This window comes from Streptomyces sp. NBC_01341, assembly GCF_035946055.1.
Lineage (GTDB): Bacteria > Actinomycetota > Actinomycetes > Streptomycetales > Streptomycetaceae > Streptomyces.
Map to the genome: position 1 here is coordinate 4516525 of NZ_CP108364.1, position 15614 is coordinate 4532138.

Below are 15614 nucleotides of genomic sequence, written 5' to 3' on the forward strand. Positions count from 1 at the left end.
GGGCACTGTGCCCGCCGTATGCCGAGCGGGGCAGCCGCCCGCCCGCCCGACGCGTGCCGGGCGTTCAGCAGACCGCCGGAGGCGTTCGCCGCCCGGGCTCAGCGGACCGCCGGGAGGCGTTCGCCGCCCAGGTCGATGGCGGCGCAGCGCCAGCGCTGGTCGGGGCCCTGTTCCAGGCGGAAGGCCATGGCGCGGACCTGTTCGCCCGTGGCGATGCTGGCGAAGGCCTCGACCACGCCGGTCGCGGGCTGGGTGCCGTGGCAGGCGCGCACGACGGGGCGCCTGCACCCCGCGCCGAGCGGGGCGTCCGGGGCGAGTTCGGCCAGCTGGTCGTAGGCCTCGCCGATCGTGTGGCCGAGCATCCAGTGCACCGGTCGCTGGCCGCTGAGGACCGCGAGAAGGCGCTCCGCGAACCACTGGTGCGGGCGCAGTGGCCGCCGCGGCCGCAGTGGTGTCCGTTGCGGCGGTACCGTGCCCGGCCTGGTGCGGTCGCGTCGTCCGGCCGGCCTGGTCCTGTCCGTGCTCATGCTCATAGCCCCCGTGGCTGCTGTCCGGAGCCCGGGCGAGTACCGGGCGGTAACTTCTGCTGGGGCTCTTCTACGGGGCCGGTCTGCGGCCCCGCAAGCGGCGGTTGGGGCCGATCGGGCAGCCTCCGGGATCACCTATCAGGGTGATGTGCCGTGCGGCACAAGGGATCGAGGAGAGTGACGGCCGTCGTGGGGTGGACGCCGGGGGGCTGATCGGCAACCCCGAAGGGGGACCTCGCACGTATCCTGAGGGCGTCATCGACTACGAAAGCGGTCAGCCATGCGTGTGTACGTCCCCCTGACCCTCTCCGGTCTTGCCTCGGTGCACGGGACCGGCGAGATCGGTCCGGGGCCGCTGACCGCGTACGCGGTGACCCCCGGGCTGCGTGAGTGGTACGTCTCCGACGACATCGAGGAGCTGGAGTACGCCGCGCTCAACCGTGCCGCCTCCGCCTCGCTGCGGCTGATCGCCGGAAAGCCGGACGAACTCCGGCGACGTGTCGTCGTCGCCCTGGACGTGCCGGACGTGCCGGACGGGTCGGTGGCCGCCGACCCCGACCACATCCTGGACGCGTCCTCGCTCGGTGAGGTACGTCTCGCGGACGCGGTGCCCCTGTCGAAGGCGGCGGCGGTCCATGTGGACGCCGACGACGCCGAGAAGGACGTCGCCGCGGCGGCTGCCGCTCTCGGAGCCGCGGATCTCGGGGACGACGACGCCCAGTTCACCGTGGACGGCGCCGAGGACCACGAACTTCTGTGGTTCGGGATCCAGGAGATCCCCGGTCTGATCGCCTGACCGGGCCTCCGGCCCGTCCCGCGCGCTCTCCGCCGCCGCGCACCGCCCGGTGCGGCGCGGCAGCGGACGCTCGCCGGGGTCGCTGTCGCAGGTGGCAGGTATTTTTTTCCTCATGGAGACGACGGGGAAGCACCGCACCCATCTGGTCTGGGACTGGAACGGCACACTGCTGGACGACATCGACGCCGTCCTCGGGGCGACGAACGCCGCGTTCGCCGAGGTCGACCTCGCGCCGCTCACCCTCGAGCAGTACCGCGAGACGTACTGCGTCCCGATACCCAAGTTCTACGAGCGGCTCATGGGGCGGCTGCCCACCCCTGCGGAGTGGGAGCGGATGGACGATCTCTTCCACCGCCACTACACCGAGCAGCGGGTCGCGTGCGGCCTGACCGCCGGTGTCGAGGAGCTGCTGGACCGGTGGAGCCTCGGCGGGCGCAGCCAGTCCCTGCTGAGCATGTACGGCCACGAGCACCTGGTGCCCGTGGTGCGGGGGTACGGCATCGAGCGTCACTTCGTGCGGGTCGACGGCCGTACGGGGCCCTCCGGCGGCAGCAAGGCGCAGCACATGGAGCGTCACTTCGAGGTGCTCGGGGACATCTCTCCCGAGAGTGCCGTGGTCATCGGTGACGCGGTGGACGACGCCGTGGCCGCCGCTCACGTGGGTGCGCGCGCCGTGCTCTACACCGGCGGTTCGCACAGCCGCAGCAGTTTGGAGGCGGCGGGTGTGCCGGTGGTGGACACCCTGGCCGAGGCGGTCGCGCTGGCCGAGCTGATGGCGGACTGATCGCATCTGCCCATGTGTATGCCTATACGGGCCGGAAGGACCGCGTGCGATGTCCAGAGTGTCAAAGTTCAGGGGCTTCTTTTGTACATATGCGGCTCATGACGGTTGTGGGTGCGAGAGGGATAGCCTGGTGCGGTGATCAGCGCGATACGTCTCGGGGGCAGCGAAGCCCCCGGCATGGGCCCGGAGTGCCACAGCACCCGGGCGATCCGTGATCTCCGCGCCCCCGACCCCCGGCCGAAAATGGCCGATATGGTCCCGGGTATCTCCCCAGGCGGCATAGCGTCGACCCAGACCGGAATCCTCGCGTCGTGGCGTGACGCCGCCTTCTTCACCTACGTCACGCAACGGCGCGCGACAGGAGCCAGAGGACATGCAGACCAAGCTGGACGAAGCCAAGGCCGAGCTGCTCGCACGGGCGGCCCGGGTAGCTGACAACAGTCCGGGCGGTGGTGTCGGCGGCCCGGGTGGTGGCCTCCGGGTGCACCTTGCCGACGTGGCGACCGGCACCGGAGCGGACGAGGGCACCGAGGCCGGCCCAGGTGACCGGCCAGGCCGGGACACGCTGCTCGCCTATCTCCAGCGCTACTACCTGCACACCGCTCTCGAGGACGTGAGCGACCGCGACCCGGTCGACATCTTCGGTGCCGCTTCTTCCCACTACCGTCTCGCCGAGAACCGTCCCCAGGGCACCGCGAACGTCCGGGTGCACACCCCGACGGTCGACGAGAACGGCTGGACGAGCAGTCACTCGGTCGTGGAGGTCGTCACGGACGACATGCCCTTCCTGGTCGACTCGGTGACCAACGAGCTGTCGCGGCAGGGCCGTGGCATCCACCTCGTGATCCACCCGCAGGTGATCGTCCGCCGTGACGTCGCGGGCAAGCTGATCGAGGTGCTCGCCGACGACCGGCCCCGGGGCAACGGCGGGACGCGGTCCAAGGGCCGGAAGCCCGGTCCCGAGCTGCCGCACGACGCGGTCGTCGAGTCCTGGATCCATGTCGAGATCGACCGGGAGACCGACCGCGCCGACCTGAAGCAGATCACCGCCGATCTGCTCCGTGTCCTGTCCGACGTGCGGGAGACCGTCGAGGACTGGGACAAGATGCGCGACGCCGCTCTGCGGATGGCCGACGACCTGCCGTCCGAGCCGCTCGACGAGCTGGCCGACGAGGAGGTCGAGGAGGCCCGCGAGCTGCTGCGCTGGCTCGCCGCCGACCACTTCACCTTCCTCGGCTACCGGGAGTACGAGCTCCGCGACTCCGACGCGCTGACGGCCGTCCCCGGCACCGGGCTCGGCATCCTGCGTTCCGACCCGAAGCACAGCGAGGACGAGGCCCACCCGGTGAGCCCGTCCTTCGACCGGCTGCCGGCCGATGCCCGGGCGAAGGCCCGGGAGCACAAGCTCCTCGTCCTGACGAAGGCCAACAGCAGGGCGACCGTGCACCGCCCCAGCTACCTGGACTACGTCGGCGTGAAGAAGTTCGACGCCGACGGCAACGTCATCGGCGAGCGACGTTTCCTCGGGCTGTTCTCCTCGGCCGCGTACACCGAGTCGGTGCGCCGGGTTCCCGTGGTGCGCCGCAAGGTCGCCGAGGTGCTGGAGGGCGCGGGCTTCACGCCCAACAGCCACGACGGCCGTGACCTCATGCAGATCCTGGAGACGTACCCGCGCGACGAGCTCTTCCAGACGCCCGTCGACCAGCTGCGCTCCATCGTCACCTCCGTGCTCTACCTCCAGGAGCGCCGCCGGCTGCGGCTGTACCTGCGCCAGGACGAGTACGGGCGCTACTACTCCGCCCTCGTCTACCTCCCGCGCGACCGTTACACCACGGGCGTACGGCTCCGGCTGATCGACATCCTCAAGGAGGAACTCGGCGGCACCAGCGTCGACTTCACCGCCTGGAACACCGAGTCGATCCTCTCGCGGCTCCACTTCGTCGTCCGCGTCCCGCCGGGCACCGAACTGCCCCACCTCACGGACGCCGACGCGGACCGCATCGAGGCGCGGCTCGTCGAGGCCGCCCGCTCCTGGGCGGACGGCTTCCAGGAGGCGCTGAACGCGGAGTGCGGCGAGGAGCGTGCCGCCGAGCTGATGCGGCGCTACGGCCAGTCGTTCCCCGAGGGCTACAAGGCCGACCACTCGCCCCGTGCCGCGGTCGCCGACCTGGTGCACCTGGAGGACCTCAAGAGCGAACGCGAGGACTTCGCGCTCAGCCTGTACGAGCCCGTCGGCGCCGGCCCCGGCGAGCGGCGCTTCAAGATCTACCGGACCGGTGAGCAGGTCTCGCTCTCCGCCGTTCTCCCCGCCCTCCAGCGTCTCGGCGTCGAGGTGGTCGACGAGCGGCCGTACGAGCTGCGCTGCTCCGACCGTACGCACGCCTGGATCTACGACTTCGGGCTGCGGATGCCGAAGTCCACGGGCAAGGGTGACCACCTCGCCGACGACGCCCGCGACCGCTTCCAGGAGGCGTTCGCCGCCATCTGGACCGGCGACGCGGAGAACGACGGCTTCAACTCCCTGGTCCTGGGTGCCGGACTGGACTGGCGTCAGGCGATGGTGCTGCGCGCCTACGCGAAGTACCTGCGCCAGGCGGGTTCGACGTTCAGCCAGGACTACATGGAGGACACCCTCCGCAACAACGTCCACACGACCCGGCTGCTGGTCTCGCTCTTCGAGGCCCGGATGTCCCCGGTCCGTCAGAAGGCGGGCACGGAGCTGACCGACGGGCTGCTCGAGGAGCTGGACGGGGCACTCGATCAGGTCGCCTCGCTGGACGAGGACCGGATCCTGAGGTCCTTCCTCACGGTCATCAAGGCCACGCTGCGGACCAACTACTTCCAGCTTGCCGACGACCACGAGCCGCACGGCTACGTCTCCATGAAGTTCGACCCGCAGGCCATCCCGGACCTTCCGGCGCCCCGTCCGGCGTACGAGATCTGGGTCTACTCGCCGCGCGTCGAGGGCGTCCACCTGCGCTTCGGCAAGGTCGCCCGGGGCGGTCTGCGCTGGTCGGACCGGCGGGAGGACTTCCGTACGGAGATCCTCGGCCTGGTCAAGGCGCAGATGGTCAAGAACACGGTGATCGTGCCGGTGGGCGCCAAGGGCGGATTCGTCGCCAAGCAGCTCCCGGACCCGGCCGTCGACCGTGACGCCTGGCTCGCCGAGGGCATCGCCTGCTACAAGATCTTCATCTCGGCGCTGCTCGACATCACCGACAACATGGTGACCGGCGAGGTCGTGCCGCCTTCCGAGGTCGTCCGTCACGACGAGGACGACACCTATCTCGTCGTCGCCGCCGACAAGGGGACCGCGAGCTTCTCGGACATCGCCAACGACGTGGCCGTCTCGTACGGCTTCTGGCTCGGCGACGCGTTCGCTTCCGGCGGTTCGGCGGGATACGACCACAAGGGCATGGGCATCACGGCCCGCGGCGCGTGGGAGTCCGTCAAGCGGCACTTCCGCGAACTGGGCCACGACACGCAGACCGAGGACTTCACGGTCGTCGGTGTCGGCGACATGTCGGGTGACGTGTTCGGCAACGGGATGCTCCTCTCGGAGCACATCCGGCTGGTCGCGGCCTTCGACCACCGGCACATCTTCATCGACCCGAACCCGGACGCCGCGACCTCGTACGCCGAGCGGCGCAGGCTGTTCGACCTGCCCCGCAGCTCCTGGGCGGACTACGACACGGACCTGCTGTCCGCGGGCGGTGGCATCCACCCGCGCTCCGCGAAGTCGATCCCGGTCAACGCGCACATGCGCGCGGCGCTGGGCATCGACGAGAAGGTCGCCAAGATGACCCCCGCCGAGCTGATGCAGAACATCCTCAAGGCGTCGGTCGACCTGCTGTGGAACGGCGGCATCGGCACGTACATCAAGTCGTCGGCCGAGTCGAACGCGGATGTCGGCGACAAGGCCAACGACTCGATCCGCGTCGACGGCGCGGACCTGCGCGCCCGTGTCGTCGGTGAGGGCGGCAACCTGGGTGCGACGCAGCTCGGCCGCATCGAGTTCGCCCGGTCCGGTGGCCGCATCAACACCGACGCGATCGACAACAGCGCCGGTGTGGACACCTCGGACCACGAGGTGAACATCAAGATCCTGCTCAACGGTCTCGTCCGGGACGGCGACATGACCGTGAAGCAGCGCAACAAGCTGCTCGCGGAGATGACCGACGAGGTCGGACAGCTCGTGCTGCGCAACAACTACGCGCAGAACACGGCGCTCGCCAACGCCTGCGCCCAGGCACCGTCGCTCCTGCACGCGCATCAGCGCTTCATGCGCAAGCTGGGACGGGACGGGCACCTCGACCGGGCGCTGGAGTTCCTGCCGAACGACCGTCAGATCCGTGAACTGCTCAACCACGGCAAGGGGCTCAGCCAGCCCGAGCTCGCCGTGCTGATCGCGTACACGAAGATCACGGCCGCCGACGAGCTGATCTCCACCAGCCTGCCGGACGACGCGCACCTGCAGAAGCTCGTGCACGCCTACTTCCCGAAGCAGCTCAGCGAGCGCTTCCCGGAGGCGGTCGACGGGCATGCGCTGCGTCGCGAGATCATCACGACGGTGCTGGTCAACGACACGGTCAACACCGGTGGCTCGACCTTCCTGCACCGGCTGCGGGAGGAGACGGGGGCGTCGCTCGAGGAGATCGTGCGGGCCCAGTTCGCGGCCCGGGAGATCTTCGGTCTCTCCGGGGTGTGGGACGCCGTCGAGGCGCTCGACAACACGGTCGCCGCCGATGTGCTGACCCGGATCCGGCTGCACTCGCGCCGGCTCGTCGAGCGCGGTTCGCGCTGGCTCCTCGGCAACCGGCCGCAGCCGGTCGAGATCGCGGAGACCATCGAGTTCTTCCGCGAGGGCGTGGAGCGCGTCTGGAACGAGCTGCCCAAGCTGCTCAGGGGCGCGGACGTCGAGTGGTACCAGTCGATCCTCGACGAACTCACCTCGGTGGGTGTGCCGGACGAGCTGGCGGTGCGGGTGGCCGGATTCTCGTCGGCCTTCCCGGCGCTCGACATCGTGGCGATCGCGGACCGCACGGGCAAGGACCCGCTGGCCGTCGCCGAGGTGTACTACGACCTCGCCGACCGGCTGGGCATCACGCAGCTGATGGACCGGATCATCGAGCTGCCGCGGGGCGACCGCTGGCAGTCGATGGCCCGCGCCTCCATCCGCGAGGACCTGTACGCCGCCCACGCCGCGCTCACCTCGGACGTGCTGTCCGTCGGCAACGGCGCGTCGTCGCCCGAGCAGCGGTTCAAGGCCTGGGAGGAGAAGAACGCGGCGATCCTGGCGCGTTCGCGCGCCACTCTGGAGGAGATCCGCAGCTCGGAGGCCTTCGACCTGGCGAATCTGTCGGTGGCGATGCGGACGATGCGCACCCTGCTCCGTACGCACTCCTGACCCCGCGCGGCCCGCGGGGCCGCGTCACGCACGTCCGCCGGGCGGGCCTTCACGGCCCGCCCGGCGGACGTGTCACTTCTTGGGTTTCCGGGGCCTGACGGGGCCGGTGAACTCCTCGTACGCCGCCACGACCTCCTTGGCCGGGCCGTCCATCCGGAGTGTTCCCGCTTCCAGCCAGATCGCCCGGTCGCAGGTGTCGGTGATCGACCTGTTGCTGTGGCTGACCAGGAACACCGTGCCGGCCTCCTCGCGGAGCTCCATGATGCGGTCCCTGCTGCGCCGCTGGAACTTCGCGTCGCCGGTGGAGAGCGCCTCGTCGATCAGCAGGACGTCGTGGCTCTTGGCGGCGGCGATGGAGAAGCGAAGCCGGGCGCCCATGCCGGAGGAGTAGGTGCGCATCGGCAGGGTGATGAAGTCGCCCTTCTCGTTGATGCCGGAGAAGTCGACGATGGACTGGTAGCGCTCGCGGATCTGTTCGCGTGTCATCCCCATGGCCAGTCCGCCGAGCACGACGTTGCGCTCCCCGGTCAGGTCGCTCATCAGGGCGGCGTTGACGCCGAGGAGTGAGGGCTGGCCCTGGGTGTGGACCTGTCCCTTCGACGGCGGCAGGAGGCCCGCGATGGCCTTGAGCAGGGTCGATTTCCCGGAACCGTTGGAACCGATCAGCCCGATCGCCTCGCCCTTGTACGCGGCGAAGCTGACGCCCTTCACGGCGTGCACCTCGCGTGCTCCCCTGGGCTGCTTGCGCGACACGATCCGGTTCAGCGCGGAGGTGGCGCTGCCCCGGCCGGTGCGGGCGCCGTTCACGGTGTAGGTGATGTGGACGTCGTCGACGACGACGGTGGGCACACGGGTGTCGGGGGTGTCAGCCACGTCCGTACCTCTCCTCGGCCTTCCAGAAGTAGACGAAGCCGCCGATGCCGGCGACGAGCGCCCAGCCCGCCGCGACGGCCCAGACGTGCGGGGGCAGCTGAGCGCCGGTGAAGCTGTCGATCAGGGCGTAGCGCATCAGGTCGATGTAGACGGCGGCCGGATTGCATTCGAGCGCGAGCAGGACGAGCCGGGGCACCCGGTCCGCGGTGAGCAGCGTGTCGAGGCTCCACATGACGCCGGAGGCGTACATCCAGGTGCGCAGGATGAAGGGGGTGAGCTGTGCGATGTCCGGGGTCTTGGCGGCGAGGCGTGCCATGACCATGGAGACGCCGGTGTTGAACACCGCCTGGAGGGCGAGCGCCGGGACCGCCAGCAGCCAGGAGGGCTGCGGGTACTGACCGAAGACGAGCAGGATCAGGAGCAGTGCGCCCAGGGAGAACAGCAGTTGCTGCAGCTGCTGGAGGGCCAGCGCGATGGGGAGGGACGCCCGGGGGAAGTGCAGCGCCCGTACAAGCCCGGTGTTGCCGCTGATGGCGCGGGTGCCGGCCGTGATCGAGCTGGAGGTGAAGGTCCAGATGAAGACGCCGGTGACGAGGAAGGGCACGTAGTCGGGGACTCCGTGCTTGGTGTTCATCAGGACGCCGAAGATGAAGTAGTAGACCGTCGCGTTGAGCAGCGGGGTCATGATCTGCCAGATCTGGCCGAGCTTCGCCTGGCTGTACTGCGCGGTCAGCTTGGCGGTGGCGAAGGCGGTGATGAAGTGCCTGCGCCCCCAGAGCTGCCGGACGTACTCCCCGAGGGTCGGCCGGGCCCCGCTGACGGTGAGTCCGTGCCGGGCGGCGAGCGCGGCCAGCTCACCGGGCTCGTACGCGGGGAGGAGGGTGGGAGATGCGGTGTCCACCGGGGCCGGCGGGGCTGCTGTCTGGCTCACCACGATCGCTTTCGACGGGGGGCTTGGGGGGAGGGGCGGACGATTCGGGCGGTTGGGACGGCACCGTATCGTCGTAACGCTGACAGTAGGACGTTTGTGCGTCGCAACGCAACCGTTTCGTCGTTACGGTCTATCATTCGGGACATGAACACCGAACGGCGGACCGGGCGCCGCACCCCGGCGGGCGCCGCGGTGCTGCGTGAGGACGTGACCGACGCGATCCGCGTCGCCGTCTTCGAGGAGCTGGCCGCCGTCGGATTCGCCCGGATGTCGATCGAGGGCATCGCCCGCCGCGCGGGTGTGGGCAAGACCGCCGTCTACCGGCGCTGGAAGTCCAAGCTCCACCTCGTCCTGGACCTGGTGGCGGCCGTCGCGGCACAGGGCATGCCGGCGCCCGCCACCGGTTCGCTGTACGGGGACGTCCGGGCCGTGCTCGAACTGGCCTCGTACGCCCTCGGACACCCCGTCGCGTCACAGGTGATCCCGGACCTGCTGGTCGAGGCGGCCCGCAACCCGGAGATCTCCGACGCCATCAAGGCGGCCCTGCTCGACCAGCAGCAGGGCGTGGCCGCCGTGGTCGTGCGCGAGGCGGTCGCACGCGGCGAGCTGCCCGAGGGCAGCGACCCCGACCGGGCACTCGACCTCATCGTCGGACCGCTCTACTGGCGTCTCGCCGTCGTCCGCGGCACTCTGCCCAAGGGCTACCTGGACGACCTGGCCGCCTCGGCGGTCCGCGCGCTCAAGGGCTGACCGGCCGGTCCCCAGCCGGCTCCCCGCCGAGCAGCCGGTCCACGACGCGGCCGGCGGCACCGCCGTCGGCCGGACCGCAGAAATCCCGCCGGAAGCTCTCGTAGGCGTCCGCGTGCAGTGCCGCGGACGCCGGAGTGGCGCGCAGGGCTTCCGCCACTTCCTGGGTGCTGACGAGGAGGGGCCCGGGGGCACGGGTCTCGAAGTCGAGACAGAAACCGCGCACGGTGTCCCGGTAGTGCTCCAGGTCGTAGGTGTGGAAGAGCATCGGGCGGCCGGTGTGCGCGAAGTCGAAGGCCAGTCCCGCATAGTCGGTGACCAGTACGTCGGCGATCAGCAGCAGCTCGGCGACGTCCGGATGGCCGGACACGTCCCGCAGCGCGGGGTGCGCCGGCACGCTGCCCGTCACTCGCGGGTGCCTGCGGACCAGTACCGTGGTGCGCCCGTCGAGCGACCGCGCCAGCTCCGCGTGATCGAGTGCCGGGTCCCAGCGGTACAGCGGCGGGGATCCGGCGGGGAGGCTGCCCGGGGCGTGCGCGAGATGGTCGCGGTACGTCGGCGCGTGGAGCACCACACGGTGGCCGTCCGGGATGCCCAGCGACGCGCGCACGCGCGCGGCCGTCTTGTCCCGGTCCGGTGCGGACAGCAGGTCACCGGCCGGGGAGCCCGCTTCCAGGACCTCGCCCCCGTAGGCCAGCGCCCGGCGCAGGTGCGGGGTGGCGAAGCCGCTTGGGGAGACCAGGACCGACCACTGGGCCGAACCGCCGGCCAGCGTGTCCAGGTGCTGGTGGTCGGCGTACAGGGTGCCCGCGAGATCCAGGCCGAACCGGCCGAGAGGGGTGCCGTGCCAGGTCTGCACGACCGTCTGGCCCGCGCGGCGCTCGAACCACGCGGGCAGCGGGCCCGCCGCCACGACGCGGCGCGCGCGGGCCAGCGCCTCGTGCCAGGCGGCGCTGCCCGCCACCACGGGGACCGCGGTGGCCGGGACACGGGCGGCGTCGCCCGCCGATCCGTCGGTGACCCAGAGGTGCTCCGCATCCGTGCTCCGGCGCACGAGCTCGGCGTGCACGGCGCGCGGTGCGCCGTTCCCCGCGTAGAGCACCACGTCCCGGAGGGGCAGCCCGCGCTGCGCCGGGTAGTACGCCGAGCGCAGCCGGGCGCGGCGGTGGGCGCTGCGCTCCGCGTCCCCGAGCGCCGGCGCGCAGCGCACGGTCAGCCGGTCGCCGTGCCGCCGGTCGAGCCGGAAGCGGGCGCCGGCGGCGCTCACCGGCAGCCGGGCGGCGAGCAGACCCGTCACGCGTACGGGCCGGCCGTCGAGGGACACCTCCCAGTCCCCCTCGCGGGGCGGCTCGCCGACCACGGCACGGAAGCGTCCGTCCCGCTCCTCCACGGGGACGGTCACCGTCTCGCCGAGGGCGGTGTGGCGCAGTACGAGGACTCCGGCCCCGTGCCCTTCGATCCGCAGTCCTCCGTCCGGGCCGGTCGAGGCATCGTCCGCCAGAGGTTCGCCCGCCACCTCCACCACCAGGTGGCCCGCCGCGTCGGCGAAGAGGGGCGGCGGCAGGTCCGGCGCCGCGGCGAGGGGCACCCGCCCGCCGTCGTCGTCGGTCAGGAACACGGCCCGCCACCGCGCACCGGGCGAAGGGGCTCCTCCGGGGGACGCGACGGGGGGCGGACCGGACTCGGCCGCCGCGAGTGCGGTAAGCGGGATGCGGACGGCGAAGCGCACCCCGCCCGGTCCGTCGCCGGGGCCCGTGTCCGGGATCCGCACCGGGCAGACGTGCTCGGCCGATCCGTCGCGGGTGAGCACGAGGGAGGCCGGGCGCACGCTCCCGTACAGCCGGCCGGTGAGTTCCGCGGTCTCCGGTCCGCCGTCATGGGCGAGGGCCAGAGCCGGCAGCCGCGCCACGGCCAGTTCCAGCCTGCCGTCCCGATAGCCGAGCACCGCGCGCAGCCCGCCGCCCAGGTCGTGGACCAGCGGCTGCGCGGCCGCCGCCTCCACGGCGCGCAGGGCGGCCCGGCGTACGACGCCGTGCCCGGCCACGACCACGCCCACCTGCCAGGTGCCGGGCCCGAGCCGCCCCGGATCCAGGACCATCTCGAAGCCCGCGTGGTCGTAGCGGTGCAGCTCCTGTCCGGAGTCGGCCGTGGCCAGGTCGGTCCGCACCGTGCGGACCCGCACCGCCCGTAGCCGTCTGCCGCCCGCCTTCCTGACCAGCCCCGCCTTCAGCGACTGCCGGGCCGCGGCCGCCGGGAGGTTGCGGACGTACGCGTAGCCGCGCAGCCGCAGCCGGCCGTCGGCGCCCCAGGAGGACTCCACCAGCCGTGCCACCACGGGCAGATCACCGCTGCCGAGCCGCGCCGACACACCGCCGGAACCCGCCACCCCGGGATGTGCGGCGCGCCGCCTCCCCGGCGGTCCCACGACGGTGAACGTGCCGCTCCCGTTGGCCCGTTCGAAGGCCAGGACGGCCAGAAGTTCGCCGAGCCGGCGCTCCCGGACCAGCTGCCACCGGATCCGGGCCTCGGCGGGCAGACCGGTCAGGGCCGCGTCGCCCGCGCGGTCGAGGAAGGCGCCCGCGTCCTCCATGAAGGCCGCGCGGTACTCGGGGCCGCCCATCGGCAGCCCTTCCAGGAAGTACACGAAGTCGTCGCGCAGGCACGAGGCGTCGTAGCGCAGCCGCTGCCCGGGGCCGCGGTCCGCGAGGAACGCGCTGACCCGCTCGCAGGCCGCGATGCGGTCCCGGACGCCCCGGACGTCCGTGCGCCGCCGGGTGATCGAGCCCTCCCGCACCCGCCAGAGGTAGACGTGTTCGTGCAGGACGTCCACCGACGCGGCGAGGTAGTGCGCGGGGATCATCACCGGTGTGTCCTCGTACAGCTTCCCCACCGGGAAGGAGAAGGCGTGCCGGTCCCAGAACGCGCGCCGGAACACCTTGTTCCACGCGACCCGGTCGGCCAGCAGCCGCGGGTCGCGGGTGATGTGGGTGCGCGGGCGGTCGCCGGTGAGCCAGCGGTACTGCCAGGCCTGCTGCCTGCCCTGCTCGGTCAGCCGCCACACGTTGCCCGTGACCAGGTCGGATCCCGTCGACTCCAGGGACGCCAGCATCCGTTCGTAGGCGTCGTGGACGAGTACGTCGTCGCTGTCGGCGAATGCCAGGTACGGCACCCCCGGGGTGGTGTGGGCGACTCCCGTGTTGCGGGCGGCACTCAGCCCGGCGTTGGGCTGGTGGACGCAGCGGAAGCGCCCGTCCCGCGACGCGAAGTCCTCCGCGACGAGGCGGCTCCCGTCCGTCGAGCCGTCGTCGACCAGCACCACCTCGATGTCCTTCAGGGTCTGGCCGGCCAGCGACGTGAGGCACTCCCGCAGATAGTCCTCGACGTTGTGCACGGGGACGACGACGCTGAGGAGTGGCTTCATGTACGGCTCAACCCGGGGGAGCGCCGGGGGTCACGCCGTTGACCCGAACGGGTGAAGATCCGTAGGGCGTGCGGTGCGGGCCGCACTACGCTCGGCTGCCATGCTCCTCAGTGTCGTCGTGTCCGCCCGCCATGCCCATGGGTATCTGAGGGCCGCTCTGGACTCCGTGACAGGGCAGGCGGCTCCCGGGGGCGGGCCGGTGGAACTGGAGCTGATCGCCGTGGGCTCCGGCGACCCGGACGGTGCGCCGGAACTCGCCGTCGCACGCGAGTGCGCGGCGCGCGACCCCCGGCTGAGCGTGCTGCTCCTCGACGGCTCCTGGGATGCGGGCGCCGCCCGCAACGCCGGTGCGGCGGCGGCCCGGGGGACGTACCTGCTCTTCCTGGACGGTGACGACCTGCTGCTCCCGGGCGCGGGCGCGGCGATCGCCGCGCGGCTGTCGGCGGACCGGCCGGATGTGCTGCGCGTGGGGCACGACCGTGTCGACTGGCGAGGCGCGCCGCAACCGGGACCTGCGTTTCCGGCCGCCCGGGGCCAGTTGTTCCGCCGGGGCTTCTGGGACGACGCCGGGCTCCACTTCACCGAGGGCCTGTACGGCGATGTCGTGCCCGTCCACCGCGCCCTGTTCCTCGCCTCCGACGCGGGCACCCTGGCCGTGCTCGACCGGGTCTGCGTACGCCACCGGCCGCGCCGCAGGGGCACACCCGCCACGACGCCGGGCCGCGCGCACTTCGCGGTGATCGACGCCCATGCCCGGCTGGCCGGCGGGACCGGCGGTGACCCGAGGGCTGCCGCCGCGCGCACCGCGCACCTGACGGCCGTGCTCGGCGACCGGGGCCGCATCGCCCCGGCCGACCGCGCGGCCTTCTTCCGCGCCGCCGGTCTCCCCGGCACGTATGCCGCGCACCGGTTCAGGGAAGCCGTCGGCGCCTGGCGCACCCGGGCCCGCGCGGTCCTGCGCGCGGTGCACAAGTCGGTGCGCGCCCGCGTGATGCGGGTCCTCTACCGGGCCGACCTGCACCGCCCGCTGGATCCCCGCCTCGCCGTCTACGGCGCCTACTGGAACAGGGGCGTCGCGTGCAATCCCGCCGCCGTCTACACCAAGGCCCGCGAACTGGTCCCGCACATCAGGGGCGTCTGGGTCGTCTCCTCCCGCCACCGGGACCGGATGCCGCCGGGCGTCCCGTACGTCATCGAGGGCTCCCGCGCCTACTGGCGGACCATGGCCACCGCGACCTACCTCGTCAACAACTCCAGCTTCCCCGGGGGCTTCACGAAACGCCCTGGCCAGGTCTACCTGCAGACGCACCACGGGACCCCGCTGAAGACCATGGGCCTCGACCAGTACCCGTATCCGGCCCTCACCGGGGGTGTCGACTTCGAGCGGATCGTGGCCCACACCGACCAGTGGGACTTCAGCCTCTCGGCCAACCCGCACAGCTCCGAGGTCTGGGACCGGGTGTACCCCTCGACGTACGAGCAGCTGCCCTACGGCTATCCGCGCAACGACGTCCTGTGCACCGCCACGGCGGAACGTACGGCGAAGATCCGGGCGGAGCTCGGCATCGCGTCCGGCGCGACCGTCCTGCTGTACGCGCCCACCCACCGGGACTACCGCAAGGGGTTCGTCCCCCTGGTGGACGTGGAGGCCCTCGCCCGCGAACTCGGTCCCGGGGGGGTGCTGCTGGTCCGGGCGCACTACTTCTACGGGCGCTCGGCCGGGACCGGGTCGACGGAGCGGGTCGTCGACGTCACCGGGCATCCGGGCGTCGAGGAACTCTGCCTCGCCGCCGACGCGTTGATCACCGACTACTCGTCGCTGATGTTCGACTACGCGTGCCTGGACCGGCCGATCATCACCTACGCCCCCGACTGGGAGGCGTACCGGGCGTCGCGCGGAACCTACGTCGACCTGCTGTCCGGGCGCCCGGGTGACACGCCCGGGGCGGTGGCCACCACCCAGGACGAGCTGTTCGAGGTCCTGCGCACCGGCGCCTGGCGTTCGGAGGAGGCCGCAGCGCTGCGCGCCGCCTTCCGGAGCCGCTTCTGCCCGTACGACGACGGGAGGGCGGCGGAGCGCGTGGTGCGGCGGATCTTCCCGCCCGGCCCGGGCTGAGACTCCGGGGTG

General features: G+C 71.8%; 9 protein-coding genes. 5 read left to right on the plus strand and 4 right to left on the minus strand.

Features of this window, described 5'->3' with window-relative positions:
• Positions 1-98: 98 nt before the first annotated feature.
• Positions 99-527, minus strand: a complete 429-nt coding sequence (locus OG206_RS19995; protein WP_327117964.1) for an Rv3235 family protein — start codon at positions 525-527, stop codon at positions 99-101.
• A 280-nt stretch (positions 528-807) separates the two neighbouring features.
• Between OG206_RS19995 and OG206_RS20000 the strand changes: the two genes are divergently transcribed.
• The 3 genes from OG206_RS20000 to OG206_RS20010 all read left to right on the plus strand — a co-directional run bounded on the left by OG206_RS20000 (position 808) and on the right by OG206_RS20010 (position 7514).
• Entirely contained in the window at positions 808-1323 is a 516-nt protein-coding gene (locus tag OG206_RS20000; RefSeq protein WP_327117966.1) for a DUF6912 family protein, read from the plus strand.
• A 112-nt stretch (positions 1324-1435) separates the two neighbouring features.
• Entirely contained in the window at positions 1436-2107 is a 672-nt protein-coding gene (locus OG206_RS20005; RefSeq protein WP_327117968.1) for an HAD family hydrolase, read from the plus strand.
• A gap of 373 nt (positions 2108-2480) precedes the next feature.
• Positions 2481-7514 carry an NAD-glutamate dehydrogenase gene (locus OG206_RS20010; protein ID WP_327117970.1) on the plus strand — a complete coding sequence of 1678 codons (5034 nt, stop codon included), beginning with the start codon at positions 2481-2483 and terminating at the stop codon, positions 7512-7514.
• A 72-nt stretch (positions 7515-7586) separates the two neighbouring features.
• On the opposite strand, the gene OG206_RS20015 is transcribed toward OG206_RS20010, so the two are convergent.
• Both OG206_RS20015 and OG206_RS20020 read right to left on the minus strand, forming a co-directional pair.
• Positions 7587-8387, minus strand: a complete 801-nt coding sequence (locus OG206_RS20015) for an ABC transporter ATP-binding protein (protein WP_327117972.1) — start codon at positions 8385-8387, stop codon at positions 7587-7589.
• Positions 8380-9321, minus strand: a complete 942-nt coding sequence (locus OG206_RS20020) for an ABC transporter permease (RefSeq protein WP_327117974.1) — start codon at positions 9319-9321, stop codon at positions 8380-8382. Before OG206_RS20020 ends, OG206_RS20015 begins: the two co-directional genes overlap by 8 nt.
• A 141-nt stretch (positions 9322-9462) precedes the next feature.
• Here OG206_RS20020 and OG206_RS20025 point away from each other — a divergent pair, with 141 nt between their 5' ends.
• The gene (locus OG206_RS20025) at positions 9463-10068 is read left to right on the plus strand and encodes a TetR/AcrR family transcriptional regulator (protein ID WP_327117976.1); all 606 of its coding nucleotides are present in this window, start codon (positions 9463-9465) and stop codon (positions 10066-10068) included.
• On the opposite strand, the gene OG206_RS20030 is transcribed toward OG206_RS20025, so the two are convergent.
• On the minus strand, positions 10058-13486 hold the full coding sequence (locus OG206_RS20030; RefSeq protein ID WP_327117978.1) for a CDP-glycerol glycerophosphotransferase family protein: 3429 nt from the start codon (positions 13484-13486) through the stop codon (positions 10058-10060). The genes OG206_RS20025 and OG206_RS20030 overlap by 11 nt on opposite strands.
• A gap of 100 nt (positions 13487-13586) precedes the next feature.
• Here OG206_RS20030 and OG206_RS20035 point away from each other — a divergent pair, with 100 nt between their 5' ends.
• Entirely contained in the window at positions 13587-15602 is a 2016-nt protein-coding gene (locus OG206_RS20035; protein ID WP_327117980.1) for a CDP-glycerol glycerophosphotransferase family protein, read from the plus strand.
• The last annotated feature ends 12 nt before the right edge of the window (positions 15603-15614 follow it).

What these genes read in the sequence shown, in the direction of transcription:
- OG206_RS19995 (WP_327117964.1), bottom strand. Translation starts at nt 527, where the DNA reads ATGAGCACGGACAGGACCAGGCCGGCCGGACGACGCGACCGCACCAGG.
- OG206_RS20000 (WP_327117966.1), top strand. Translation starts at nt 808, where the DNA reads ATGCGTGTGTACGTCCCCCTGACCCTCTCCGGTCTTGCCTCGGTGCAC.
- OG206_RS20005 (WP_327117968.1), top strand. Translation starts at nt 1,436, where the DNA reads ATGGAGACGACGGGGAAGCACCGCACCCATCTGGTCTGGGACTGGAAC.
- OG206_RS20010 (WP_327117970.1), top strand. Translation starts at nt 2,481, where the DNA reads ATGCAGACCAAGCTGGACGAAGCCAAGGCCGAGCTGCTCGCACGGGCG.
- OG206_RS20025 (WP_327117976.1), top strand. Translation starts at nt 9,463, where the DNA reads ATGAACACCGAACGGCGGACCGGGCGCCGCACCCCGGCGGGCGCCGCG.
- OG206_RS20030 (WP_327117978.1), bottom strand. Translation starts at nt 13,486, where the DNA reads ATGAAGCCACTCCTCAGCGTCGTCGTCCCCGTGCACAACGTCGAGGAC.
- OG206_RS20035 (WP_327117980.1), top strand. Translation starts at nt 13,587, where the DNA reads ATGCTCCTCAGTGTCGTCGTGTCCGCCCGCCATGCCCATGGGTATCTG.